General features: G+C 70.9%; 26 protein-coding genes. 20 read left to right on the top strand and 6 right to left on the bottom strand.

What is annotated here, in order from left to right; all coding sequences use genetic code 11:
- The first annotated feature begins 9 nt into the window (after positions 1–9).
- The gene (locus tag CRP55_RS41930) at positions 10–1,242 is read left to right on the top strand and encodes a hypothetical protein (protein WP_179855570.1); all 1,233 of its coding nucleotides are present in this window, start codon (positions 10–12) and stop codon (positions 1,240–1,242) included.
- Positions 1,243–1,271: 29 nt separating this feature from the next.
- The gene (locus tag CRP55_RS41925; RefSeq protein ID WP_097327573.1) at positions 1,272–1,889 is read left to right on the top strand and encodes a dihydrofolate reductase family protein; all 618 of its coding nucleotides are present in this window, start codon (positions 1,272–1,274) and stop codon (positions 1,887–1,889) included.
- On the opposite strand, the gene egtD is transcribed toward CRP55_RS41925, so the two are convergent.
- From egtD to egtA, 4 genes are read right to left on the bottom strand one after another with little or no spacing between them, the layout of a single operon-like run.
- Positions 1,878–2,825: an L-histidine N(alpha)-methyltransferase gene (egtD, locus tag CRP55_RS41920; protein ID WP_097327572.1), complete on the bottom strand. Its 948-nt coding sequence runs from the start codon at positions 2,823–2,825 to the stop codon at positions 1,878–1,880. The two genes, CRP55_RS41925 and egtD, sit on opposite strands and share 12 nt — an antisense overlap.
- Positions 2,822–3,739 (bottom strand): class II glutamine amidotransferase domain-containing protein, encoded by a 918-nt coding sequence (locus tag CRP55_RS41915; protein ID WP_245923705.1) that lies wholly within the window; start codon positions 3,737–3,739, stop codon positions 2,822–2,824. Before CRP55_RS41915 ends, egtD begins: the two co-directional genes overlap by 4 nt.
- Positions 3,739–5,061, bottom strand: a complete 1,323-nt coding sequence (gene egtB / locus CRP55_RS41910; protein WP_097327571.1) for an ergothioneine biosynthesis protein EgtB — start codon at positions 5,059–5,061, stop codon at positions 3,739–3,741. Before egtB ends, CRP55_RS41915 begins: the two co-directional genes overlap by 1 nt.
- Complete coding sequence (egtA, locus tag CRP55_RS41905) at positions 5,058–6,242, bottom strand: ergothioneine biosynthesis glutamate--cysteine ligase EgtA (RefSeq protein ID WP_097327570.1); 1,185 nt, start codon at positions 6,240–6,242, stop codon at positions 5,058–5,060. Before egtA ends, egtB begins: the two co-directional genes overlap by 4 nt.
- Positions 6,243–6,463: 221 nt before the next feature.
- On the opposite strand from egtA, the gene CRP55_RS41900 reads away from it, so the two are divergent.
- The 10 genes from CRP55_RS41900 to CRP55_RS41855 all read left to right on the top strand — a co-directional run bounded on the left by CRP55_RS41900 (position 6,464) and on the right by CRP55_RS41855 (position 17,058).
- Positions 6,464–7,726, top strand: a complete 1,263-nt coding sequence (locus CRP55_RS41900) for a pyridoxal phosphate-dependent aminotransferase (protein ID WP_097327569.1) — start codon at positions 6,464–6,466, stop codon at positions 7,724–7,726.
- Positions 7,727–7,827: 101 nt separating this feature from the next.
- Positions 7,828–9,381 (top strand): alkaline phosphatase D family protein, encoded by a 1,554-nt coding sequence (locus tag CRP55_RS41895; RefSeq protein ID WP_097327568.1) that lies wholly within the window; start codon positions 7,828–7,830, stop codon positions 9,379–9,381.
- Between the two features lie 11 nt (positions 9,382–9,392).
- Positions 9,393–10,322 carry a diacylglycerol/lipid kinase family protein gene (locus tag CRP55_RS41890; protein ID WP_097327567.1) on the top strand — a complete coding sequence of 310 codons (930 nt, stop codon included), beginning with the start codon at positions 9,393–9,395 and terminating at the stop codon, positions 10,320–10,322.
- A 55-nt stretch (positions 10,323–10,377) separates the two neighbouring features.
- A complete protein-coding gene (locus CRP55_RS41885; protein WP_245923704.1) occupies positions 10,378–10,893 on the top strand; it encodes a SigE family RNA polymerase sigma factor in 516 nt (171 codons plus the stop codon).
- Positions 10,890–11,720: a hypothetical protein gene (locus CRP55_RS41880; RefSeq protein ID WP_097327566.1), complete on the top strand. Its 831-nt coding sequence runs from the start codon at positions 10,890–10,892 to the stop codon at positions 11,718–11,720. The genes CRP55_RS41885 and CRP55_RS41880 overlap by 4 nt, the downstream gene beginning before the upstream one ends.
- Positions 11,717–12,772, top strand: a complete 1,056-nt coding sequence (locus CRP55_RS41875; protein ID WP_097327565.1) for an amidoligase family protein — start codon at positions 11,717–11,719, stop codon at positions 12,770–12,772. The genes CRP55_RS41880 and CRP55_RS41875 overlap by 4 nt, the downstream gene beginning before the upstream one ends.
- 91 nt (positions 12,773–12,863) lie before the next feature.
- Positions 12,864–13,250 carry a four-helix bundle copper-binding protein gene (locus CRP55_RS41870; RefSeq protein WP_097327564.1) on the top strand — a complete coding sequence of 129 codons (387 nt, stop codon included), beginning with the start codon at positions 12,864–12,866 and terminating at the stop codon, positions 13,248–13,250.
- Positions 13,251–13,299: 49 nt separating this feature from the next.
- Positions 13,300–15,510, top strand: a complete 2,211-nt coding sequence (locus CRP55_RS41865; RefSeq protein ID WP_097327563.1) for a putative bifunctional diguanylate cyclase/phosphodiesterase — start codon at positions 13,300–13,302, stop codon at positions 15,508–15,510.
- Positions 15,511–15,866: 356 nt separating this feature from the next.
- On the top strand, positions 15,867–16,262 hold the full coding sequence (locus CRP55_RS41860) for a DoxX family protein (RefSeq protein WP_097327562.1): 396 nt from the start codon (positions 15,867–15,869) through the stop codon (positions 16,260–16,262).
- A 238-nt stretch (positions 16,263–16,500) separates the two neighbouring features.
- The gene (locus tag CRP55_RS41855) at positions 16,501–17,058 is read left to right on the top strand and encodes a hypothetical protein (RefSeq protein WP_143235307.1); all 558 of its coding nucleotides are present in this window, start codon (positions 16,501–16,503) and stop codon (positions 17,056–17,058) included.
- Here the strand turns inward: CRP55_RS41855 and CRP55_RS41850 are convergent.
- Positions 17,055–17,825, bottom strand: a complete 771-nt coding sequence (locus tag CRP55_RS41850; protein ID WP_097327560.1) for a hypothetical protein — start codon at positions 17,823–17,825, stop codon at positions 17,055–17,057. The two genes, CRP55_RS41855 and CRP55_RS41850, sit on opposite strands and share 4 nt — an antisense overlap.
- A complete protein-coding gene (locus CRP55_RS41845; protein WP_097327559.1) occupies positions 17,822–18,337 on the bottom strand; it encodes a SigE family RNA polymerase sigma factor in 516 nt (171 codons plus the stop codon). Before CRP55_RS41845 ends, CRP55_RS41850 begins: the two co-directional genes overlap by 4 nt.
- Before the next feature lie 137 nt (positions 18,338–18,474).
- Between CRP55_RS41845 and CRP55_RS41840 the strand changes: the two genes are divergently transcribed.
- Genes CRP55_RS41840 through CRP55_RS41810 form a run of 8 tightly spaced genes read left to right on the top strand, consistent with a single transcriptional unit; the run spans position 18,475 to position 25,391 of the window.
- The gene (locus CRP55_RS41840; protein ID WP_097327558.1) at positions 18,475–20,151 is read left to right on the top strand and encodes a putative Ig domain-containing protein; all 1,677 of its coding nucleotides are present in this window, start codon (positions 18,475–18,477) and stop codon (positions 20,149–20,151) included.
- Positions 20,148–20,768, top strand: a complete 621-nt coding sequence (locus tag CRP55_RS41835; RefSeq protein WP_097327557.1) for a PulJ/GspJ family protein — start codon at positions 20,148–20,150, stop codon at positions 20,766–20,768. The genes CRP55_RS41840 and CRP55_RS41835 overlap by 4 nt, the downstream gene beginning before the upstream one ends.
- On the top strand, positions 20,741–22,285 hold the full coding sequence (locus tag CRP55_RS41830) for a ricin-type beta-trefoil lectin domain protein (protein WP_179855569.1): 1,545 nt from the start codon (positions 20,741–20,743) through the stop codon (positions 22,283–22,285). Before CRP55_RS41835 ends, CRP55_RS41830 begins: the two co-directional genes overlap by 28 nt.
- A gap of 57 nt (positions 22,286–22,342) precedes the next feature.
- On the top strand, positions 22,343–23,131 hold the full coding sequence (locus CRP55_RS41825; RefSeq protein ID WP_097327555.1) for an ABC transporter ATP-binding protein: 789 nt from the start codon (positions 22,343–22,345) through the stop codon (positions 23,129–23,131).
- An 8-nt stretch (positions 23,132–23,139) separates the two neighbouring features.
- Positions 23,140–23,496 (top strand): type 2 periplasmic-binding domain-containing protein, encoded by a 357-nt coding sequence (locus tag CRP55_RS54135; protein ID WP_218854883.1) that lies wholly within the window; start codon positions 23,140–23,142, stop codon positions 23,494–23,496.
- On the top strand, positions 23,478–24,008 hold the full coding sequence (locus CRP55_RS54130) for an ABC transporter substrate-binding protein (RefSeq protein WP_218854901.1): 531 nt from the start codon (positions 23,478–23,480) through the stop codon (positions 24,006–24,008). Before CRP55_RS54135 ends, CRP55_RS54130 begins: the two co-directional genes overlap by 19 nt.
- Positions 24,005–24,808, top strand: coding sequence for an ABC transporter permease (locus CRP55_RS41815; RefSeq protein WP_097327554.1), 804 nt, complete (start codon positions 24,005–24,007; stop codon positions 24,806–24,808). The genes CRP55_RS54130 and CRP55_RS41815 overlap by 4 nt, the downstream gene beginning before the upstream one ends.
- Positions 24,789–25,391 (top strand): class I SAM-dependent methyltransferase, encoded by a 603-nt coding sequence (locus CRP55_RS41810; protein WP_245923703.1) that lies wholly within the window; start codon positions 24,789–24,791, stop codon positions 25,389–25,391. Before CRP55_RS41815 ends, CRP55_RS41810 begins: the two co-directional genes overlap by 20 nt.
- Positions 25,392–25,460 lie beyond the last annotated feature (69 nt).

Here is a 25,460-nt window from a genome sequence, read left to right as displayed (position 1 = left end):
GTGGTCGCCATGCGTACACGAATTCTGCTGGCCGCCGTCGTGGCCGGGGCGCTGATCGCGCCGGCCGGGGCACATGCCGCGAGCCGCACGCCGAGTCTCGACACCTCGTTCGCCGTGACCGGTGTGGCCCTCGACGACTTCGGGTGGGGGGACGGGATCGCCGCCCTGGCGGTGCAGCCCGACGGGAAGATCATCGCGATGTCGCCCGGTAACTTCGACTTCAACCTGATGCGCCTCACGCCCGACGGCTTTCCCGACCAGTCCTTCGGTCTCTGGGGGCGAGTCAGCACCGACGTCGAGTCCAGCGGCTACTGGGACTATCCGACGACGCTCACCCTGCTGGCGGACGGACGTATCGTCGTGGGTGGCTCCACCAGTCCCGAGGCCCGTGAGCTTCCCCTGCTGGTGACGTACGCCGCCGACGGCACCGTGCTGAGCACGATCCGCCCCGACCTGGGGGACGGCGTGGTCAGCGCCCGGGTGACCGGGCTGGCGCCGCTGGCCGGCGGCAAGCTGCTCGTCGCGGTCGACGCGGCCACCGAGGACGGCAGCGCCCCGCCCGTGCTCACCCGGCTGCTGCCGGACGGCACGCCCGACGCCACGTTCGGCGTCGGCGGGGTGGTGCGGGCCGACGTCGGCGAGCGCGACGTCGACCAGGTGAACGGCCTGGCCGTCACCCCGGACGGCCGCATCGTGGTGAGCGGCTCGACCATGTGGTGGAGCACCCTGCCCGAGATGACCAGCGACATCATGGTGGCCCGGTTCACGCCGAACGGCACCCTCGACACCTCCTTCGGCAACGGCGGCCGGGTGACCCGCGACATCACCGGGCCGCAGGGTATCGACGGTGGTGGCAAGCCGACCGTCACCGCCGACGGGCGCATCCTGGTGACCGGGTGGACGCAGAAGGACGACACCCGGCGTACGGCCCTGCTGCGTTTCCTGCCGAACGGCCGCCCCGACCGCAGCTTCGACCGCGACGGCCTCGTGACCACCGCCTTCGGCGCGCTCAACTCGCCGGTCGTCGGCGCCGGCGGCCGCATCATGGTCACCGGGGAGCTGAACGAAGACGTCCTTCTCGCCGAGTTCGCCGCGGACGGCCGGCTGCTGTGGTCGGACACCACCGACTTCGGCGGCGGCTTCGAGCTCGGCACCACGCTGATGGTCCAGCCCGGCGGCAAACTGCTCGTCGGGGGCCGGGCCCAGACCGAGTCGGTGGCGGTCTTCCGCTTCAACCGATGAGTTCCGTCGAGCCGCCCGGTCTGTAGGGCATGCGAACGATCAAAGCGACCCTGTTCATCTCCCTCGACGGCGTCGTCGAGGCGCCCGACCAGTGGCATTTCCCGTACTTCAACGACGAGATGGGCGTGGCCGTCGAAGCCGTCGTCGGTGAGGGCACGACGGACACGCTGCTGATCGGGCGGAAGACCTACGACAGCTTCGCCGGCGCGTGGCCCGACCGTGAGCTGGCCGGTGGGGACGACGCGGCCTTCGCCAAGCACTTCGGCGACTGCCGCAAGGTCGTCGTTTCCCACCGGGAGCTCAGCTTCAGCTGGCGTAACTCGGAGCAGCTGCGCGGCGGCCTCGTCGAAGGGGTGACCGCGCTGAAGAACGAGCCCGGCGGCCCGATCGGCATCAGCGGCTCGCCGTCGATCGTGGTGCAGCTGATCGAGGCGGGCCTGCTGGACGAACTGCATCTGCTGGTGCATCCCCTCGCCGTACGGCAAGGGAAACGTCTCTTCCCGGAGGGCGAGCGGCGTCTGCCGCTCACCCTCCGATCCTCGAAGGCTTTCGAGACGGGCGTTCTTCATTTGGTGTACGGGGTGGGGGACGCGCCCGCCGAAGCCGGATACGACGACGCGAAGGCCCACCTCGCCTCAGACCGCTGAGGCCAGTGACAAGCCGAAGCGGCCCTCGGGGTCGGTCCACCACTGGTCGAGGCTGAAGCCGGCCTCGGCCAGCTCCTTCTCGGCGCCCTCGCGGCGGAACTTCGCCGAGATCTCGGTGCGGATCTCCTCGCCGGTGCCGAGCTCGAACACGAGGTCGACGGCGGGGATGGTGACCCGCATGGGCCAGCGGGCCCGCAGGCGCATCTCGATCCACTCGTTGCGGTCGTCCCACAGCGCCTGATGGGAGAAGCCGTCGACGTCGAAGTCGGCCCCGAGCGAGCCGTTGATCACGCGGAGGACGTTGCGGTTGAAGTCGGCCGTGACACCCCGCGCGTCGTCGTAGGCCGGCACCAGCACGCGCGGGCTCTTCACCAGGTCGGTGCCGAGCAGCAGATGCTCGCCCGGGTGCAGGACCTCGCGGATGGCGGCCAGGAACTTGGCCCGCTCGGCCGGCTCGAGGTTGCCGATCGTGCCGCCGAGGAAGACGACCATGCGGTCGGGCCCGTCCGGCAGATGGCCGAGGTGGCGGCCGAAGTCGCCGACGACGTTGTGCACCCGCAGCGCCGGATGGCCGGCCTCGATCTGCGTGGCGGCGGCGGCCAGCGCCGACGCCGAGATGTCCATGGCCACGTACGTCTCGAGCGTGCCGAGCGCGTCGAGCAGCAGCCGGGTCTTGGTCGAATATCCGGAGCCGAGCTCGATCAAGGTGCGCACGGGCGGCAACGAGCCGGCACGGGCGGACAGGATCGACCGTTCGGCCCGGTACGGGTAGTACTCGGGCAGCTCGGTGATCAGCTCGAAGAGCTCGCTGCCGCGGGCGTCGTAGAACCACTTCGGCGGCAGCCACTTGGGGTCGGCGGTGAGACCGGCGACCACGTCGGCGCGCAGCGAGCGCTCGATGTAGGCGTCGTCGAGGTAGACGTCGGTGGTGGTCATGGCGCTCCCAGGGGCGTGCGGGCGAGGTCGTTCGCGGTGGCGACGAGCAGGGAACGGTCGGGGACGGGCTGCCATTCCGGCGAGTCGTCGAGCGGTTCGGAGCTGACCGTCACGCCGGCGCCGAGCCGGACGGAAAGGGAATGACCGACCGTGGTGGCCACGATCGTCGTGCCGTCGGTGAGCAGAAGGTTGAGCCGGGACCCGGGCGCGACCGCCTCGACGTCGGCCACGACGGACGAGACGGCCTCGGCCGGGGACGAGGAGCGCAGCCGCTCACGCACCAGCGCCCAGAGCAGCGCCGAGTCGGTCGGCGCTTCCAGGGTGAGCAGGTCGACGGTCGGCAGGGTGGCGGCGAGCTTGGCCACCGAGTCGGGCCACCCGGTCACCTTGCCGTTGTGGCTGAAAAGCCACGGTCCGTCCACGCCGCCGAAGGGCGCCGCCGCGGTCTCCACCACCGGCATGCCCTCGGTCGCGCTGCGCACGGCCGCCAGCATCCCGCTCACCGCCAGCGAAGCCGCCAGCGCGGGAAGTGTGGTGTCGCTCCAGATCGGCGTGGCCCGCCGATACCGAATCGGCACCGCACCCGCACCCGAGCCCGCGCCGGCACCCGAGCCCACACCCGCACCCGAGCCCGCGCCGGCACCCGAGCCCACACCCGCACCCGAGCCGGCGCCGGCACCCGAGCCCACACCCGCACCCGAGCCGGCGCCGGCACCCGAGCCCGCGCCGGCACCCGCGTCCCCGCCGGCACCCGCGCTGGGGAACCAGCCGAGGCCGAAGCCGTCGGCGTTTATCGTGCCGCCGCCTCTCATGTCGCGCGGGGCCCACGACTGGCGGGACAGCGAGTGTGGCGGGTCGAAGAGGAGCCGGGCCGGCGGGATCGCCGGCCCGGTGTAGGCCAGATGTCGGCACATCAGGCGTCCCCTGCGGATTCGGAGGAGGCGTCCCGCGCCAGGCGGAAGCCGCTGAAGATCTGGCGGCGGATGGGGTAGTCCCAGTTGCGGAACGTGCCCCGGATGGCCGCGCGGTCGGTGCCGAACGAGCCGCCTCGCAGCACCTTGTAGTCGGGGCCGAAGAAGACCTCCGAATACTCCCTGTACGGGAACGGGCCGAAGCCCGGGTAGCCCGCGAAGTCGGTCGACGTCCACTCCCACACGTCGCCGATGAGCTGGTGGACGCCGAGCGGCGACGCGCCGCCGGGGAACGCGCCGGCCGCGGCCGGCCGCAGATGCTGCTGGCCGAGGTTGGCGTGATGGCTCTCCGGTGTGTCGTCGCCCCACGGGTAGCGCCGGGAGCGGCCGGTGGCCGGGTCGTGACGGGCCGCCTTTTCCCACTCGGCCTCGGTCGGCAGCCGCTTGCCGGCCCACGCGGCGAACGCCTCGGCCTCGTAGTAGCAGACGTGCACGACCGGCTCATCGGCCACGATCGGCGCCGTCCGGCCGAACGACGTGGCCAGCCAGCCGTCGCCGTCGCGCTGCCAGTGCCGGGGAGCGGTCAGCCCGGCCGCCTGGCGGTGGTCCCACCCGGCCGGGCTCCACCAGCGCGGGTCGTCGTAGCCGCCGGCCGCGATGAACGCCGCATAGTGCCCGTTCGTCACCGCCGCCCGGTCGATGTAGTAGGCCGGGACGTCGACCCGGTGGGCCGGCCGCTCGTTGTCCAGCGCCCACGCCTCGGTGTCGGTGCCCATGTCGAACGGCCCGCCCGGCACGAACACCTCACCCGCGATCGGCGAGGAGACGGCAGGCGGCGGGGGAGCGGTCAGCACCGGCGAGCCCACGCGCAGCTGGTGGGTGGCGAGCATGGTCTCGTCGTGCTGCTGCTCGTGCTGCACGATCATGCCGAAGGCGAAGCCGTCGACGGTGAGCCGGCGGCCCTCCAGGCGGGCCGCGTCGAGCACGTCGAGCGCCTTGTCGCGCACCTGGGCCACGTAGCGCCGGGCCTCGGCCGGGCTCAGCAGCGGCAGGGCGGGACGGTCGGCGCGGGTGTGCTTGAACGCGTCGTACAGCTCGTCGATGTCGGGGCGCACCGGCTCGCGGCCGCCGACGTCGCGCACCAGCCACAGCTCCTCCTGGCTGCCGACGTGGGCCAGGTCCCAGACCAGCGGCGACATCAGCGGGGAATGCTGGCGGATCAGGTCGCCGTCGTCGACGGCCCCGGTCAGCAGTGTGGTGCGCTCGCGGGCACGGATCATGTCGGCGGCCACGCGGTCGCGCAGCCGTTCGGTCTCGATGGTCATGTCAAAGCCTCCTGGAGCCGCGAAGCGGACTCGACGACACGCGGGTCGAGGCCCGAGCCGCCGAGGCGGCGGCAGGCCCGGTCGAGCAGGGTGGCGGCGGTGCGCCGCAGGGCGGGGTCGGCGACGCCGAGGCGGGCCGCCTCGACCCAGCGGCCGGCGGTGGGCGCCGCCAGGTCGAGGGTGTCGCCCGGGTCGTCCATGAGCGCGGTAATGACGGCGACCGGCACGATCCAGTCGCCGCCGGGCTGCGCGTCGAGGTAGCGCACCTCGAGGTAGCCGCGTGGCCGCACGGGCGGGAACAGCAGGCTGAGGTGATAGTCGACGTCGTCGTCGGTCGGCTGCCACGGCAGCGCGCCGCGGACCCAGTCGCGCAGGGTCAGGCCGCGGGGCGCGTCCCAGCAGTCGCCGTCGCGGCGCACACAGGTCAGCGGCGCCTCGAGGGCATAACGGGCCCAGTCGCCGGCCGGATCGTCGCCGAAGGCGGGCACGGGATGAGTGAGCCGGGGATCCATGGCCCACCAGGCCGCCATGCGGGCCGAGGCGAGCCCGGTGTCGCGGCCGGCGTGCCGGCGCGAATTGGCGAACGCGGCCACCATGGCCGGCCCGATCGCGGAGACGGCCGCCCAGCGGAGCGAGTCGGCACCGGGGTCGAGGCAGACCTGGAGCCCGGCCGTGCTGCACATCATGACCCGCCCGTGGGGGCCGCGGATGTCGAAGGCCTGCTCCATCGCGTCGTAGCGCGGGGTGCGCACGAGCCGCCGGGGCTCGCGGTAGGGATCGGCGCCGTGCTCCCCGAGGGAGAGGCCGGACTCGGCGAGCAGCTCGGTCAGGAAGGCCGTGTCGGTGCTGACCGCGGCGTGCAGCGCGAGAAGAGAGGACGCGGGGGCGGAGGAGATCTCGACCTGGCCGCCGGGCTCGACGGTCACCGCACCGCCCGCGGGAAGCGGGCCGGGTGGAACCGGTGAGCCCAGGGTCTCCGGCGTGTAGCGGCCCAGGGCGTCTCGGATGTCGGAGGGATGAAGCGGCGCGGAGGGCGCCGCCGTGTGGTGCAGGGTCCATTCCAGCTCGGCGCCGATGAGGGTGGGTGGGCCGGTCTTGAAGCAGATGGCACGGATGCGCGCCTCCACCTCGTCCTGGGTGCGCAGCACGGTTGCCGTGACTGTGCGCGTGCTTTCGGTCATGGGCTGACGCTAAAGCCGGGGTCCGACACTTTCCCGCGACGGATCCCACATGACCTTGGATGAACCCGCGCCGACCAGGGCAATCGCCGTGAAGTGATCTGGCTCACAGGCTCCGGTTAAGGGTTACCTAAGACGCTGACCTGCGAAAACAGAATTTCTGAACCCTTCGATGTCTTCTCCCGTACTGAGGGGCGGCCACCTCTCACGAGCTAGGAGTCGTCATGGCGGGGACCGGAATCGACACCTCGATCCTGCACAAGGGCGCGCACAGCGCGTCCTACTTCGACCTCGCGCGCACCGCGGGCGAGGGCGTGGAGATCGTGGACTTCTGCATCCCGTGCAACCCGTACTTCCCGACCCCGGAGATGTTCGACGAGCTCAGCCGCGACCTGAAGAACATCCTGAAGTACTACCCGAGCGACTCCACCAGCATCACCAAGAAGCTGTGCAGCGTTCTCGGCCTCCATCCGCAGACGGTGGCCATGGCCAACGGCTCGACCGAGCTGATCACCTGGATCGACCACCTGCTGATCAAGGAGAGCGTGGCCATTCCCATCCCGACCTTCGGCCGCTGGACCGACCAGCCGCTGGAGACGGGCAAGCGGGTCGACATGTTCCCGCTCCAGGAGCGCGACGGATTCCGGCTCAACCTCGACGACTACGTGCGCTTCATCCGCGACCGCGGCTCCAAGGTGGCGGTGGTCTGCAACGTGAACAACCCGGACGGCTGCTACCTGCCGCGCCGCGACGTCATCCGGTTCATGGACATGCTCGGCGACCTCGACCTGGTGGTCATCGACGAGTCGTTCATCGACTTCTCGGACATGGAGCAGTACCCGTCGGTCGGCCCGGACGCGGTGATCCGCCCCAACACGGTGGTGCTCAAGAGCCTCGGCAAGAACTTCGGCCTGCACGGCATCCGCTTCGGCTACCTCATGGCCAACCCGTCGATCGCCGGCAAGATCGGCAAGGCGCTGCCCAAGTGGAACCTGAACTCGCTGGCCGAGAAGGTCGTCTTCATGATTCAAGATCATGAGGAGGAGTACGAGGACAGCCTGCGCCTGCTCAGCCGGGACCGCCGGGCCATGGCCGGCGAGCTGGCCCGCATCCCGGGCATCACGGTCTTCCCCTCGCAGGGCAACTTCATCCTGGTCAAGCTGCCCACCGAGTGGTCCGGCGTGGCGCTGCGCGACTACCTGGTGGCCAACCACGGCGTCTACACCCGCGAGTGCGGCAACAAGCTGGGCATGACCAGCCAGTTCATGCGCCTGGTGGTGCGGCCGGCCCGCGACGTCGACCGGCTCATCGACGGGATGATGGACTACGGCCGCCAGTTCCGGGTCCGCGACACGTACCAGGAGGAGCCCCTGGAGGGCCGCCGCAGCTGGTCGAGCGGCCTGGAGGACGCCCCCAACAACCTCATCCAGTACCCGTCGCACCGCTCCGGCGGCGAGTACACCGCACGCCGGGCCGCCAACGCGTAGGGGTCATATATGCGTCACCGGGCTTTCGCCGGGGGGTGACCTCCATGACAGGGTGACGGTCGAAATTGGACGCGTTCACTCGACGTCGAGGAGTCGCCGCCATGCTGACCCGCCGCCACGTCCTGTCCGGAGCCGCCGCGGCGGCCGGGCTCGCCGCCCTGCCGCCCGTCTCGGCCCACGCCACGCGGGCCGCCGACCTGTTCCCGCTCGGCGTGGCCAGCGGCGACCCGTTACCGAACGCCGTCATCCTCTGGACCCGCCTGATCAGGCAGGGCCTCAAGGGCAAGGTCGAGGTCGAATGGCAGGTCGCCCACGACGAGCGCTTCCGCCGCATCGCCCGGCAGGGCCGCACGGTCGCGCGGCCCGAGCTGGCCCACTCCGTGCACGTGGACGCGCGCGGCCTCGACGCGGGCCGGGAGTATTTCTACCGCTTCCGCGCCCTCGGCCGGATCAGCCCCGTGGGCCGCACCAAGACGGCCGGGCGCGGCAACAATCTGCGCTTCGGCATCGTCAACTGCCAGGACTTCCAGAACGGCTACTGGCCGGCCTATCTCGGCCTGGCCGCCGAGGACCTCGACGTCGTGGTCCATCTGGGCGACTACATCTACGAGTACGACCCGAGCAGCCGCTTCGCCGACCGGCGGCACACCGCGCCGCTGACGGCCGGGCTCGACCAGCTGGTCACGCTCGACGACTACCGCGCCCGGCACGCCCAGTACAAGGGCGACCCGGCCCTGCAGGCCGCGCACGCCGCCTTCCCGTGGATCGTCACCTGGGACGACCACGAGACCGAGAACAACTACGCCGGGCTGATCGACGAGATCGACGACACCGGGGCCAAGCATCAGACCGTCGACCAGTTCGCCCGGCAGCGCGCCGCGGCCTACCAGGCCTACTACGAGCACATGCCGATCCGGGCCGACCTGCGGCCGGGCAGCACCGACCTGCGCATCTTCCGCCGCTTCGACTTCGGCCGGCTGCTGCGGCTCAACGTGCTCGACACCCGGCAGTACCGCACCGACCAGCCCGGCGGTTTCCCCGGCGACTTCGGCCTGGCCGAGGCCGGCCTGGCCAACGCCACCGGCTCGCTCACCGGCGAGAGCCAGGAGCGCTGGCTGCGGGCCGGGCTCGACCACTCGCCGGCCCGCTGGAACGTGGTCGCCCAGCAGGTCATGATGAGCCGGATCAAGTTCCCCAACCCGACCGGCGCCCCGGTGCCGCCGATCGTGGCCAACCTCGACCAGTGGGACGGCTACGCGCCGCAGCGCACCCGCTTCCTCCAGCATCTGTCCGACGCGAAGGTCGCCAACCCGGTCATCCTGGCCGGCGACATCCACTCGACCTGGTTCAGCGAGCTGCGCACCGACTTCGACCGGCCGGAACAGCGCCCGGTCGCGGTCGAGTTCACCGCCACCTCGATCAGCTCGGACTTCCCGATCGCCTTCGACGCGCCGCTCAAGGCGGTCAACCCGACCCTCAACCCGCACGTCAGGTACTTCGACGGCTCAAGGCGCGGCTACCTGCGCTGCGTGGTCAACCGTTCCGTATGGCACACCGACGTGCGCACCGTGGAGACGATCGACGTGCCCGACGCGCCGGTGAGCACCAGCGCCTCGTACGCGGTGGAAGCGGGGACCTCGGTGCTGACCCGATAGGGTCGGCCCTGATGCGTACGAAAGAGCAGCTGACCGAGGCCATCCGCGGCGAGCGCCGGGCGGTGCTGGTCGTCAACGCACACTCCCGGCGCGGGCGGCAGCTCTACGAGGGCGCCCGCGCGCGGCTCGCCGAGGCCGGTTTCACGCTGCTCAAGGCCTATCCGGTCGACCGGCCCCAGGAGCTGCCCGAGATTTTGGCCGAGGCCATCGGTCTCGGGCCCGACCTTCTGGTGGCCGGCGGCGGCGACGGCACGATCAGCACGGCGGCCCGGCTGCTGGCCCACCGCGACATCGCGCTGGGCCTGCTGCCGCTGGGCACGACGAACAATTTCGCCCGTACGGCGGGGATCCCGCTCGGCCTCGACGAGGCGATCGCGGTCCTGGCCGAGGGCAAGGTGATCGACCTCGACCTGGGACTGGCCGGCGACCAGGCGTTCACCAACCACGTCGGCGTGGGGCTGTCGGCCGAGGTCATGCTCAAGGCGCCGCCGCTGCTCAAGCGGGTGCTGGGCAAGGTGGCCTACCCGTTGACGGCGCTCGGCCTGCTCACCCGTCACCGCCCGTTGCGCATCACCGTGCGTACGGGAGAACGCAGTCATGTCTTTGTGAGTCATCAGGTGTACGTGGCCAACGGCGGGCATCACGCCGGTCGCCCGATCACCGGCGACGCCAACGCCGACGACCGGCTGCTCATCGCGTACCCCGTCGGTGGCCCGGCCAAGATCCAGCTGTTGCGCGAGACGGCGCGCAACGCCGCCACCGGCCCGCGCCGCAGCCTGCGCGAGGAGCCTTTCCTCGCGGTGGACGAGCTGTGGCTCGAGACCGACCGGCCGGTCCGGGTCGAGGTCGACGGCGAGCCCGGCGGCACCACGCCGCTGCGGGTCGGCCTGGCCGCGAACGCGCTTCGGGTGATGGCGCCCCTCGGCGTTCCGGACAGATAAAAAATTCTTTCGTGTACGACTGCACAACAGCGGCCCGGGGGACGTCTTAGTGTTCGTGACCTTCGAGCAATTCGCGATGGCCCGGCTTCCCAGCCTGATGCGGTACGCGGTCGTCCTCACCGGCGACAACGATCTCGCACAGGATGTCGTTCAGGAGGTCCTGGCCCGGGCGCAGGTCCGATGGCGGCGTATCAGCGAGGCCGACTCGCCCGAGGCGTACGTGCGGCGCATGGTGCTCAACGAGTACCTGTCGTGGCGGCGCAGCTGGGCGGTGCGGCATGTGCACGCCGTCGGGGAGCGCCTGGTCGAGATCGATGACGCCCGCAGCATGACGAACGACCATGCCCAGGATGTCGTCGAGGCCGACGCGCTGTGGAACAGGCTGGCCACCCTGGGGCGCAAGCAACGGGCGGTGCTGGTGCTGCGCTACTACGAGCAGCTGGACGACGACTCCATCGCCGACCTGCTCGACTGCACGCCCGCCACCGTGCGCAGCCACGCGTCGAGGGCATTGAAATCGCTCCGGCTCTCGGAGCACGCGAACCGGATCCCCGTCGAGGAGAAGTCGTGACTGAGCAGCACGAGGACCAGCTCCGCGTGGTCTTCGAGAAATATTCGAACCAGACCCCCGACCCGGCCGCCGTCTACGCCCGCGTCGAGGAGCTCGCCGGCAAGTACAAGCGCCGCCGCCGCGGCGCCTACGCCGCCGGCGGGGCCGTGCTCGGCGCCGGCCTGATCGCCGGCGTGCTCAACCTGCCGACGTTCCTGCCCTCCGACCCGGCCAACACGGGCGGCGCCACGCTCCCGGCCGCCGCGCCGGCCGTGTCCCCCTCGGCCAGCAGCGCCCCCAGCGAGGCCGACCTCCAGAACTACTGGAAGGCCTACTTCGAGGCCGGCTACGGCTACAACGACGCTCTCAAGCTGGCCAAGCTGTGGAAGCTGGGCGACAACGCGGGCGACGCCAAGGCCGAGGCCGGCCGGCGCCTGCTGCTCGGCGAGACCCTGCCGATCAAGCCCTCGCCCGACCCCGAGGTGACCGGGCCGTCGAGCGAGGAGATCGAGAAGAACCAGAAGCAGTTCGACGCCTTCTTCAACGCCGGCTACACCTGGGACGAGGCCGAGAAACTGGCCAAGATCTGGAAGATGGCCGACCCGTCCGACGCGAAGGTCGAGGCCGGCAAGCGGCTGATCGCGGGCGAGACGCTGCCCGTGGCGCCGACGCCGGCCAACGTGGCGGCGGCCAAGGAGGCCAAGAACGTCAACGCCTTCTTCGCCAAGGGCTACGACTACGACGACGCGGTGAAGCTGGGCAAGCTGTGGAAGATCTCCACGGGCGACGCCAAGGCCGAGGCCGGCAAGCGGATCCTCGCCGGTCAGACGCTGCCGATCCAGCCGTGACCGCGGAGCTGCGCCGGCGCATCGGCTTCGAGATCGAGCTGATGGCGCCGCGAGGCGCCAGCCGGCGCACGCTCGCCGACGACCTGGCCGCCCGTCACGGCGGCCGGGTCCGACCGGTCTGGCACTCCGACAGCGAGCCGTCCCTGGTGCCCGGTCTGGGGCGTTTCCTGCACCTGACCCAGGGTTTCGAGGTGCTGCGGGCCGACGGCACGCTGCTGTGCACCCTGGTCGACGACATCACCCTGCTCGACGGGCTCAACCCGCGCTCGCCGGCCCGGCCCGGCTGGTACCGGGTGCTGAGCGACGAGCCGCGGCTGCTGCGCCTGCTGGCCCGGCACACCGATCCCGGCGCCCCGCTCGAGCAGGTCCTCGACGCGGCCGGCGAGCTGTGGGGCCGCGCCCCGGAGCCGATCGCCGACGTGGTCCGCCTCGACGACGAGCACGGCGCGACCATCGCGCTGGCCGCCCCACAGGGTGCCGAGCGCGAGCGCCCGTGCGAGATCGTCACGCCGCCGCTCGCCCACGACCACGAGCGGGCCCTCGACGAGCTGCTCGGCCCGGCCCGCGAGCTCGGCTTCACGGTGCCCAACGAGGCCGCGGTCCACCTGCACGTCGACGGCGCCCCGTTCCATGAGGCACACGCCCTGGCCAACGTCGTGCGGCTGTTCGCGCACTGGCGCGAGCCGCTGCGGGAGCTGCTGCAGACCAACCCGGCCTGCCGCCGGCTGGCCCCGCTGCCCGCTCAGCTGGTCGCGGCGGCCGAGGGCGTCCCCGACTTCGACGATCTGGCCAAGGCGGCCGGCGAGGGCGAGCTGACGAAATACTTCGACGTCAACCTCACGCAGCTCTTCGCCGACCAGCCGATCCGCGACACCGTCGAGATCCGCATCCTGCCCGGCATGATCTCGACCGACGAGATCGTCAACCGGGCCGCCCTGGTCGAGCTGCTGCTCGACCGCTGCCAGGACCCGGAGCCGCTGCCGGTGAGCCCGGCGCCGTCGGTCGAGGACCTGCTGCATTTCGCCGCGGAGGCCCTGGCCGCACAACGGTGAGATCTCGCCTGAGTTCGGCCGTGCCGGCTGTGACTACGGGGACAGGCGAGACAGCGGTAACCGCAGGCCGGCGCGGGTAAGCGGTGCGGTCATGGACACGAAAACGATGCTCGACGCGTACCCCCGAGAAATCGCTCTTGACCGTGGTCTGCTGGTCGCGGCGATCGACGCGCTGGCCGCCTGCGCGCAGACGTGCACGGCCTGCGCCGACGCGTGCCTGGCCGAGGACATGGTCGCCGAGCTGAGAACCTGCATCCGAACGAACCTCGACTGCGCCGACGTCTGCGCGGCCACCGAGCGCGTGCTGACGCGGCAGCACCCGTCCCGCGAGCTCCTCCAGGCGTGCCTGGCCGCCTGCCGCGCCTGCGCCGAGGAATGCGAGCGGCACGCCGGCATGCACGAGCACTGCCGGGTCTGCGCGCAAGCCTGCCGTGCCTGCGAGAAGGCCTGCTCGGAGCTGCTGGCGGCCCTGCAGTAGTTGCCGGAAAGCCCGGACCGGGCCGTCTATCGGTGGCGAAAATGAGGGCGTGAGACAACACGCGTGGTGGTGGCTGCTGGTCGCCGCCGCGTTGATGCTCGGCGCGGCCCAGCTGTACGGGTTCAGCGTTCGGAGCGTCACCAGCGGCGTGGTCGCGCTGGGCGCGTGCGCGGGCGTCATCTGGGGTGTACGCCTGTACAAGCCCGACCGGGCGGTGGCCTGGCGACTCCTCGCGGGTGCCGCCGCGTGCGCCGGGCTCGGCATGCTGAGCTCGGTGGGCTTCCCTCGGTGGAACCTCGTCGACGTGCTGCACCCGGCGACGTTCCTGCTGGCGCTCGGCGGGCTCGTCCTGCTGCCCCGGCGTGATCCGTCGACCGGGCGCCCGGGCGGGCTGGCCGAGACCGGCGTCATCGTCTGCACGGGCGCGCTCGTTGCCTGGGTACTGCTGTACGACCCGTACGTGTACGACGCGGATGTTCCCCCCAGCCCCGAGGTGCTGATCTACCCGCTGGCCGATGTGCTCGTGCTCGGCCTGGCGCTGCGCCTGTTCGCTTTACAGGAGCGGCTGCCCCGTCCGCACCTGCTGGTGGTGGCGGCCGCGACGTTGTTCGCCGCTTCGGACATCCGTTTCTTCCTGGCCGCGGTGGCCGGCACGGTCAGCGGCCCGGAGCTGAGCGTCACCGGGTGGGGTGTGGCGTTCGCGCTGATCGCGGCGGCCGCGCTGCATCCGGCGATGGCCTCGCACCGCGCGATCCCGGAGCCCAAGGCGGGCTCGTGGAAGCTGATGGCGGTCCACCTGGCGCTGGTGCTGACCGGGCCGGCCGTCACCGCGTACGCGCTGATCCGCGACATCCGGGAGGAAGAGCTGGACGTGTTGGACATCGGCGTGCCGGTCACCTTCACGGCGGTGATCACAGTGATGCTGGTCGTCCGGATGACGCTCACCCTGCGGCTGGCCCGCCGGCAGGCGTCGGCCATGCGGCACATGGTGCTGCACGACGCGCTCACCGATCTGCCGAACCGGCACCTGCTCACGGCCGAAGTGGCGTCGTCGGGCGCGCTGATCCTGTTCGACCTCGACGGCTTCAAGGACGTCAACGACCGCCTCGGCCACTCGCTGGGCGACGAGCTGCTGGTGGCGATCGCGGGCCGGCTGCGCCCGATGTTGCGCCCGGGCGAGATGCTCGCGCGTACGGGCGGAGATGAATTCGCCCTTCTCCTGCCCTCCTCCGACGCGATCGAGGTCACCGCGCGGGCCGGCGACGTGCTGGCCGCGGTGCGCAGTCCGTTCGCGGTCAGCGGGCACACCCTGCACGTCACCGGCAGTGCCGGCATCCGGTTGCTCGCGCCGGGCGCCGACGTGGCCGAGGTGCTCAGCGACGCCGATCTGGCGCTTTACGCCGCCAAGGCGGCGGGCAAGGACCGGGCCGAGCTCTTCGACCCGCGCTTGCGGCAGGAGCAGATTGACCGTGTACGGATGGTGGAGCACCTCCGCGCCGGACTCGAACACGACGAGTTCACGGTCCACTACCAGCCGATCGTCGCCCTGTGCAGCGGCCTGATCGTGGCCGTCGAGGCGCTCGTGCGCTGGACGCCACCGGGCCGGCCGCCGATCGGCCCGGACCGTTTCATCCCGGCCGCCGAGGACAGCGGCCTCATCATCGACCTGGGCGAGCGTGTGCTGCGCCGGGCCTGCGCCGACGCGGCGGTCTGGCACGGCCGCTACGGCATAGCGGTGACGGTGAACGTCTCCCCGCGCCAGCTCGCCGACCCCGCCTTCACGGCGAAGGCCAACCGCGCCATCGCCGACAGCGGCCTGCACCCGTCCGCCCTCACCCTGGAGATCACCGAGGGCGTGCTGATCGGCTCGGGCGCGCAGGCCCTGGCCCACCTGCACGCCCTGCGGGCCGAGGGCGTCCGGGTGGCGATCGACGACTTCGGCACCGGATATTCGTCGCTGGCCTACCTGCGCGACCTCCCCATCGACACCCTGAAGATCGACAAGTCCTTCATGCCGGCCGACCCCACCGACCGGCGCCAGACGGCGCTGGTCCGCGCGGTGGTCGACCTGGCCCGCAGCCTGAACCTGACCACGGTCGCCGAGGGCGTCGAAACCGCACACCACGCCGACCTGCTCCGCGAGCTCGGCTGCGACCGGGGCCAGGGCTACCTGTTCGCCCGCCCCACCCCGTCCGACCAGGTAACGGCCCTGCTCACCACAGCCTGGAACGCGCCCCGCCCTTCACCCGCAAACACCTGACCCCGCGCCTCTCCGCGCCCTCCGCGCCTCCGCGCCCTCCGCGCCTCCGCGCCCTCCGCGCCTCCGCGCCTCCGCGCCCTCCGCGCCTCCGCGCCTCCGCGCCCTCCGCGCCTCCGCGCCCTCCGCGCCTCCGCGCCCTCCGCGCCCTCCGCGCCTCCGCGCCCTCCGCCCCTCCGTGCCCCTCCGCGCCCCTCCGTGCCCCTCCGCGCCCCTCCGTGCCCCTCCGCGCCCCTCCGGGCCTTCAACGCACCCCTCCACAGGCCGACAAATATTTCTTTCGGAAATGCGATGAGTTCGGTATGCGCCGCTGGTCTCAGTAGGTGCAGATGCAACTCACGGCTAACGAAGGAGACGTCATGACCATCACCGCCACCACCGCCCCGCTCGCTTTTCGCCGCACGCTGTGGGCCGTGCAGATCGTTCTCGGGCTCTTCATGGTGGTCGCCTCGGCCGCGCCCAAGCTGGTCGGCGAGGCGAACGCCGTGCAGACCTTCGACGACATGGGCGCCGCCACCTGGTTCCGCTACTTCATCGGTGTCGTCGAACTGGCCGGCGGCCTCGGCCTCCTCGTGCCCCGCCTGGCCGGCCTGGCCGCGGTGGGCCTCATGCTTCTGATGGTCGGCGCCTTCTACACCCAGGTGTTCATCCTGCACGGCGGCGCCGTTGCGATCACGCCTGTGGTGCTGTTCGCCCTGTTCGGCTTCGTCGCCTGGGGCCGCCGCGCCTCGATCGCCCGGCTGGCGCACCGCTGACCACCACCGGCAGCGCGGCGCCGCCACTCGCCCGGCGGCGCCACTCGCCCGGCGGCGCCACTCGCCCGGCGGCGCCACCCGTGCGGCGCCGTCGGGCGGATTGTGTGAAGGCATTGTGTGCGCCGGTCGCCCGGGCCCGTCCGGCGGGCATGATCTTCGCGTGGTTCTCGTATTCATTGTGATGGCTCCGGTGCTGGCGCTTTGGCTTCTTATGTCGCGCCGGCGCGGGAGCCGCTGGGTGGTCGCGACCGTCCTGACGGCGATCGTGGCGGTGGCCGCCCTGGCCCTGTGGCTCGTGCCGCGGGCGAGCCTCGAGGTCCTGCTGGCCGTGCCGGTGCTCGGCGGCCTGACCCTGATCGCCGCCCGGCTGTTCGACAGGCCGGCCGTGGGCGCCCGCTCGGCGGTGCCGGCGTTCCTCGTCGTCGGCTGGCTGCTGGTCAGCTTGTGCGCGCTCCTTGTGGTGTCGGTCCCCGGACCGTATTTCCCCGCGACCGACACGGTGCTGCCCGCCCCGGACGGCCTGCGGGCCACCGTGCATCCTCACAGCGACGCCGACTGCGGCTCCGGCACCTGCCAGGTCACCATCGAGATCACCGGCCGCCCCGGCCAGGCCGCCGCGGACCTGCGCTCCGAGCTGACCCGCCACCTGAAGGCCCGCGGCTGGGGGTCGGGCTGCCGCCCGACCGGCTGGCTGCTGGACGGCTCCACCGCCTGCGTCGAGCTCTCTGTCAGCGACGGCCGCGCCACGATCTTCCTGACCGGCAACCGCGACAACGTCCGCGCTACGACGCTCTAGTCGGTGGGGAAGTAGTTGCCGTAGATGTGCAGGCGCTTGTTCTCGTCGTCGACTGTGGTGTCGGCGAAAGCCTCGTAGGTGTCCTGGGCGGCGTCCCGGTCGGTGATGTCGCCCTTGTAGGTGGCCGTGAAGACGTACGTGCCGCTGGGAAGGGTTTGGCCCTTGGCCAGGGTGAAGCGGTAGAGCAAGGCGTTGCCGTCGCGGGTCAGCGTGGCGTTGACCCGGGGGTCGGGGGAGTTGACCTTGCCGGTGGTGAGGCCGGTGGCGGGCTCGATGCGCAGGATCAGGTCGAGGCTGGTCAAGGCGGTTTTGGCCTTCAGAGTGACCCGGCTCCGGCCGTCGGCCACGACCGAGCCGTCGGACCAGAGGGTGCCCTTCTCGACCTGGGTGTCGCCGGGGTGGCCGCGAACTTCCGTCGTCGTGGCGGCGGGCGGCGAAGTAGAGGGGGACGAGGTGCGCGAGGGTGTCGGCGTCGGCGATGACTTGGAAGGGCGCGGCGTGGGGGAAGTGATGGCCGGAGCGGTGGCGGGTGGTGGCGCGGCCGGTGGGGCCGGCTCGTGTTCGCCGGCCAGGGCCCACTGGGCCACGCCGCCCAGGCCCAGGACCGTGGTCACGGCGGCCGCGGCGCCGGCCAGGCGCAGGCGGCGGCCTCGCGGGGACGGGGTGGCCGCGCGGTTGGCCGCCATGCGGTTGAGCATGGCGGTGCGGTCGGGGGTGTGCTCGGACAGCGCGTTTCGCAGCTCGGAGCGCAGGAAGTCGTCGTTCACCGGGCCACCTCCCATCCACCGAGCTGGTCGGGCAGGCGCAGGTCTTCGAGCAGGTCGGCGAGCTGCTTGGCGCCGCGTGAGGTCTGGCTCTTGACCGTGCCGACGGAGATGCCGAGGATGTCGGCCACCTCCTGTTCGGGCAGGTCGAACGCGTACCGCAGCACCACGCAGGCGCGCCGGCGGTAGGGGAGACGGCGCAGCGCGCTGCGCACGTCGAGGACGGCCGGCACGTCCGGCGCGGGTCTCGAGCGCGGGAAGCCGAGCAGGTCGAGACCACGGCGGGCCCGTCCCTGGCGGCGGATCCAGTTCCTGGCGAGATTCGCGACGATCCCCTTGGCGTACGCGGCGGGGTCGTCGGCGGCCGCGACCCGGTCCCAATGCCGCCACACCTCGGTGAGCGCGTCGGCGGCCAGGTCATCGGCGGCGGTCGTGTCGCCCGTGAGCAGGTACGCCAGGCGGGCCAATGTGACGTGATGGGCCTCGAAGAAGGCGTGGAAGGCCTGCTCGCGCACCGCACCGCCCTCCCGACAAGATCGAACGCCCGACGATAGAAGGCCGGGGACGCACCGGGCAAGCCGGTTCCGCTCTTGTGGCCCGTTTCCCTACTTTTCGCCGTTTCGCTGCCGATGGGGCCTGTGGAGGAGGGTGCATGGGTCGCGATCGGGGCTCGGACGAGGGGTTCACCATCATCGAGACGGTGACTGCCCTCACCCTCGTCGTGATCACGTTGGCCGCGGCCGGCCCGTTCTTCATCCAAAGCTTTCAGGCCGTCGCCCGGCAGCGCAATCAGCAGAACGCCGTGCAGCTCGCCAACATGGCGATCGAGCAGGTCCGCGCGCTCAAGGGCAGCTCGCTGCTGACCGACCGCAGCTCGGCCAAGGTCAAGGCGCAGTTCAGCGCCGCCCCGGCGATCGTGCAGCCCTATCTGGCGAAGACATTCCCGTCCTCTGATCCGCTGCTGAGCGCCACCTCCACTTCCGGTGACGACGCCGCCGTACCGACCGAGACCCGGACCCTGCTGTGGGACGGGGTCAACTTCGACCGCACCATCTATGTCGGCTCCTGTGACGTGCGCGTCAGCGGTGACTGCGTCGGCTACGACCCGGACAAGAATCCGCCCTCCTGGCTCAACACCCCGGACGACCTCCAGTTCTTCCGGGTCGTGGTGCTGCTCGCGTGGAACAACAAGGGCTGCAACGCGGGCCGGTGCCAGTACGTCACCTCGACGCTGGTGGCCCGTGCCTCGGAGCCGACGTTCGACATCTACCGGCCGTCGCCGACGGGCCCGGACCCGAAACAGACGGCCGTGTTCTACAAGGGCTTCGACCGGTCGGTCCAGCTGAAGGTCGAGGGCGGACAGCTGCCCAACACCTGGAGCGTGGTCGACACGCTGCCGGCGGGATTGACGCTGGCGTCGAACGGCGTCGTCACCGGAGCGACGACCGCCGGTCTTCTCAACCAGGACTTCCGTTTCAAGGTCACCGAGGCGCCCCCGCTGCAGCGCAACGTCACCTTCGCGGTCAACTTCCAGATCGTGCTGCTGCCGACCGTGACGGTGGGTACCACGAGCAGCCGGGTCGGCGACCCGGTCTCCGTGCAGGCGGTGGGGGCGAACGGCTGGGGAACGAAAACCTTCACGGCGGCCGGCCTGCCCGCCGGGCTCAGCATCTCCGACACCGGCTTGATCACCGGAACCGCGGCGACGGCCGGCTCCTACCCGGTCACGGTCACGGTGACGGACGAGAACCAGGTCACCGGGACGGCGAACTTCACCTACGTCGTCTATCCCGGCCTCGCCCTGGCCGCCGTGCCCGATCAGACAGTCGCCTTCGGTTCGGCGGTCAACGTCACCGCGGTGGCCTCCGGTGGATACGGCACTTACACGTACGCCGCGACCGGTCTGCCCCTCGGGGTGACGCTGAATTCAAGCACCGGCGTCATCTCCGGCGTCGCCACCGTGCCGGGCCGCTACCTGCCGGCGATCACCGTGACCGACACCCTCGGCAACAAGGCCACGCAATCGTTCGCGCTGACCATCACCACGACCACGCTGCTCTCCTTCACCTCGCCGAACCCGCTCGCGCCGGACCAGACCTCGGCCTCCGGCAAGCAGGTGAACCTCAAGGCCACCGACAACGGCTCGGCGCTCGGCCTGAGCCCGGTCATCACGGCGACCGGGCTGCCGCCGGGTCTGACGCTCAACGGCGCATCGGGCAATATCAGCGGTAAACCGGACACACCGGGTACGTACGTCGTCACGCTGACCTCGACGAATCTGCTGCCGCCGCAGACGTCGGTCCTCACCTTCGTCTGGACGATCACATGAGCGCTCCGCCGGAAGAAAAGGACGGCGGCTACAGCCTGCTGGAGCTGATCGTCGCCATGGGCATCATGAGCGTGGTCCTGGTGGTGGTCTTCGGGGGCATCATGCAGGTGTACTCGGCCGTGAACCGTACGGAAGGCACGTCCTTCGCCCGTGACCAGGTCGCGGCCGCCTTCCGCCGCCTCGACACGCAGTTGCGGTACGCGAGCTGGCTGTCCTCCAAAGCGGCGGTGCCGGTCGGCGGCCGCTATTACCTGGAGTTCGCCCTGCCCACCGGATGCCGTCAGCTGGTCTACGACAACGGAGTGCTCACCCTGGCGAGCTGGACGGCGCCGGCCGCCCCGGGCAAGGCCATGGTCGTCGCCAGCGAGCTGGCGCTCATGCCGGGCACGGCGCCGTTCACGGTGATCACCCCGACCGAGCAGCCGTACGCCTCGGCCAGCGCGGGCAGCGACGCCATGGGCTCCGGTTACACGCCGGAGTTCTACCAGATCCGGCTGCGCCTCAACGCCACCGTCGGCACGACGACCATCCCGTTCGACACGCTGTTCAGCGCGGAGAACACGACGCGCAACACCAACACGGAGAATCCGTGCAGCAGCGGGAGGCCGTCGTCATGAGGATGCCCCGGACCGACGAGCGGGGCTCGATTCCGATGGCGCTGCTCATCATCACGATCGTCCTGGCGATGTCGGCCGCGATCGCCCCCGTGGTGATCCGGCAGATCACCTCGACCCGCAACCTCCAGGACCGCAACAGCGCCCTCAACGCCGCTCAGGCCGGCATGGACATGATGATGGCCAAGGTGCGGGCGGCGGCCAAGATGACGGACGAGGGTGTCAACAGCGGCCTGCTGGAAAATCTCCCCGGCTGTACGCTCAGCGGCGACGCGATGGTCCCCGGCACCACCGAGAGCTTGAAGTACGCGGTGTCGCTGGCCTATTTCGATCAGGAGAGCAAGCCGCTGTCGTGCCCGCCGAACAGCGTGCCCACCACGGCGAAGGTGACCTCCATCGGTACCAGCCGGCAGGTCAACCGCACGCTGACCGCCACCTATGTCTTCACCACCAGCAACACCAACATCCCGGGCGGGCAGCTGCGCATCGACAGCGTGCCGGCGACGGTGACCGGCACCCAGTGCATCGACGCCGGGCCGGACCGGTCGCCGGTCGCGGGCACCGCCGTCACGATGAAGGCCTGCAACGGCAGCAGCGAGCAGCAGTTCGGCTACACCGCCGACCTGTACCTCAAGCTGATCAACTCGGAGTCGTCCGACAACAACGCGCCGTACGGCATGTGTCTCGATGCCGGCGCCACCCACAAGAGCGGCAATCCCATCGTTTTCGGCCCGTGCCCGCAGACCCGCACCGCGCGGTACCAGTGGGCGCTGGACGGCTCCAGTCGCTTCAACACCACGAACCTGTCGACCGGCAAGGCCGACACGTCGCTGTGCATGAACGTGACAACCCCGTCGTCCACCGGCGGCGGGGTCTCGCTGAACAATTGCACGGCGACGAGCACCAAGAACATCTGGCGTTCGGGCGCGGGCGTCGGCACCGGCATGGCGGGGGACAACACCGCCCAGCTCGTCAACTACGCGCAGTTCAGCCGGTGCCTCGACGTGACGGATCAGAGTTACGACTCGTCGTACATGATCGCCTGGTTCTGCAAGCAATCGCCGGACGGTGTCGTCGACTGGAACCAGCGGTGGGTCCACCCGGTGCCGACCCCGCCGGCGGTCTACAAGACCGGCAACATCGTCGTCACGTTCCTCCGGTCCGGACAGCAGAACGACAAGTACTACAACAAGCCGCTCTGCCTCAAGTCGCCGCGCAGTACGGCGTCGAGCGCCTACACCACTGTGGTGCTCTGCGACACGGTCGCCAAACAGGCGCCGCCCGAGCTGCAGTGGACTGTCTACCACGACACCGGTGACTACGGGACGAGCTACCGCATCAAGGATTCCGCCGGCTACTGCCTCACTCCGACCGACCAGAACGCGAAGCCGCTGGACGTGCACAAGGACGGCACGAGCAAGGTGAAGGTCGCCGTCTGCAACAGCTCCGAGCTCCAGAAGTGGAACGCTCCGGCGAACATCAGCAATCCGACGCCGCTGACCGACCTGGTCGAGAAGTAATGCGCCTATTGCTCAGGTAGGAATAGTAGGTATGCTCCCCGGCATGGATGCATCTACATGTATTCAGCCGTGAGCGCCGTTCCGCTCACGCTGGACGGGGTCGGCAAGGCGTTCACGGCCGACGGGCGGCGACGAGCGGTGCTCGCGGGCGTGTCGCTCGAGGTGGCGGCCGGTGAGGTCGTCGCGCTGCTCGGGCCGTCCGGGTGCGGGAAGTCGACGCTGCTGCGGCTGGCCTGTGGCCTCGACACGCCCGGCGAGGGATCGGTCCGGGTCGGCGGCCGGGTGGTCAGCGGCATCGAGCCCCGGTGCGCCGTCGTCTTCCAGGAGCCGCGGCTGCTGCCGTGGCGGACGGTCGAGAAGAACGTGGCGTACGGGCTGCCGCGCGGGACGACCGGCGAGAAGGCGTGGCAGGAGGTCGCGCACTGGCTGGAGGTCGTGGGGCTGGCGGCGTTCGCCCGGCACCGGCCCCGGCAGATCAGCGGAGGCATGGCGCAGCGGGCGGCCCTGGCCCGGGCGCTCGCCCGGCGGCCGGGGGTGCTGCTGCTCGACGAGCCCTTCGCGGCGCTCGACGCGCTGACCCGCCTGCGCATGCAGGACCTGCTGGCCGAGGTGCAGAGCGCCGCCGGAACCACGGTCCTGCTGGTCACCCACGACGTCGACGAGGCGCTGCACCTGGCCGACCGGGTGGTCCTGCTCGGAGTGCCCGAGGGCGGCGAGGCGGCGTCCGTCCGGTCGGTTCGCGAGGTGCCCGGCGCTCGCCCCCGGGATCGCGGGGACGCGGAGCTGGCCGCGCTGCGGGTCGCGCTCCTGGGCGAGCTCGGCGTTCACACCCCCGTGCGTTTGTGATCGAGAGGATGAGCGAGATGCGCAAGATGCGGGCGGCGGCGGCCGCGGTGGCCGTGACGATGCTGCTGGCCGGATGCGTCGAAGGGGAGGACGCCGCGGCCGGCGGGAGCCAGGGGACCACGCTGCGGCTCGACTACGCGTACTACAACCCGGCCAGCCTCGTGCTGCGGGACCAGAAGTGGCTGGAGACCGAGCTCGCGGACAAGAACGTGACCGTCACCTGGCAGCTGTCGGCCGGCAGTAACAAGGCCAACGAGGCGCTGCGCGGCGACGCGGTCGACGTCGGCTCGACGGCCGGGGCGGCGGCGCTGGTGGCCCGGGCCAACGGGTCGCCCATCAAGACCATCTGGAGAAGGCCGGGCTGAAGCCGGGCGACGTCACCGTGGTCAACCTCCAGCACGCCGACGGGCGGACCGCGCTCGAACGCGGCGATGTCGACGCCTGGTCCGGCCTCGACCCGATCATGGCGCAGACCCAGCTCGACCAGGGCTCCAAACTGATCTTTCGCAACATCGACTTCAACTCGTACGGGATTCTGAACGCGACCGAGCGCTTCATCGAGAAGCAGCCCGAGCTCGCGCAGGCGGTCGTCAACGCGTACGAGCGGGCCCGCAAGTGGATTCAGGACAACCCGGATCAGGCGGTCGCGCTCTACGCCCGCGAGGCGAAGATCTCGCCCGAGGTGGCGAAGCTGGTGCTCACCGAACGCACCCGGCTCGACATCGACCCGGTGCCGGGCGCGGCCCAGAAGGCGGTCTTCGAGTCGATCCTGCCGGTGCTGGTGGCCGACGCCAACGTGAAGAGCGAGGCCTCGGCGCGGGAGGCGATCGACTCGCTGTTCGAGCCGAGGTTCGCCACGGCCCGGAGCGCCTCGTGACGCTGACCGCCCCGAAAGCGGTGGCGAACGTGCAGAAGGGCCGCCGCGTCGCCCTCGGCGCTGTCGTTCCCCTCCTGGTGCTGGCTGTCTGGCAGTGGGCCGCCTCGTCCGGGGTCTATTCGGCGGCCCAACTGCCTCCGCCGGCCGAGGTGGTGGCCGCGCTGCGGGAGATGGTGGGCCGGGGCGAGCTGTGGCACCACATCGCCATCAGCACCCAGCGAGTGCTCGCAGGCTTCGCGATCGGTTCGCTGATGGGCCTCGCGCTGGGTGGTCTGGTCGGCCTGTCGCGGACGGCGAGTGACGTGCTGACGCCGACGATCCAGGCGATCCGGGCCGTGCCGTCGCTCGCGTGGGTGCCGTTGCTTCTGCTCTGGCTCGGCATCGGGGAGACGCCGAAGATCGTGCTGGTCGCGATCGGGGCGTTCTTCCCGGTCTACACGACCGTGTCGGCCGCGCTCGCCCATATCGACCCGCACCTGGTGGAGGTCGGACGGGCGTACGGAAGGAAAGGTCTTGGTCTGCTCGGCACTGTGCTGTTCCCGGCGGCCACCCCGGCGATCCTGAGCGGGCTGCGCCTCGGTCTGGCCCAGGGCTGGCTTTTCCTGGTGGCGGCCGAGCTGATCGCCTCGTCCATGGGCCTGGGATTCCTGCTGATCGACAGCCAGAACACCGGGCGCACCGACATCATGCTGCTCGCCATCATCCTGCTCGCGGTGATCGGGAAGCTGTGCGACACGGTCCTCGGCGTCGTCGAAAGTCGCTTGCTGCACAATTCAGGGCGTGGCACGAGCTCTGGATGACGCGCAACCCCCGCAGGCCTCGGTCTCCGTCGACCATTTCACCAACATGTACCTTGTGAAGGACGACCCGTGGGATCTGGCGACCAAATGGCATGACAAGCGCAAGTACGCGGTGACGATGGCCAGCCTGCCCCGCGAGCACTACCGGCGCTGCTACGAGCCGGGCGCCTCGATCGGCCTGCTCACGCGGATGCTGGCCGAGCGCTGCGACGAGGTGCTGGCCGTCGACTCGGTCGAGGAGGCGGTGGCCGCGGCCCGCGAGAGCCTGGCCGACCTGCCGAACGTCCGCTACGAGCGGGCGAACCTGCCGGCCGGTCTGCCCGAGGGCACGTTCGACCTGATCGTCATCGGCGACCTGCTCTACTACCTGTCGGCCGAGGACCTCGAGCTGGTGCTCGACGGGCTGTACGAGCGGCTGGAGCCGGGCGGCGACATCGTGTCGGTGCACTTCAGCAACCGGGCCGACGGCGGCAACTACGACGGCTTCAACGTGCACGCGGCGCTGGCCGGGCGGCCCGGCCTGGAGCGGCTCGTGCACCACGACGACGAGTGGTTCCTGCTGGACGCGTTCCGCCGCCGGTGACGCCCGGCACATGGTCGAGGTAAGGACCGGGGAGTAGGTTCAAGCCTGAACCTACTTTTCGGGAGGAAC

Source organism: Paractinoplanes atraurantiacus (assembly GCF_900215205.1).
GTDB lineage: Bacteria > Actinomycetota > Actinomycetes > Mycobacteriales > Micromonosporaceae > Actinoplanes > Actinoplanes atraurantiacus.
Note: the sequence above shows the minus strand (reverse complement) of the source record. Positions and strands in the feature narration are given on the sequence as shown.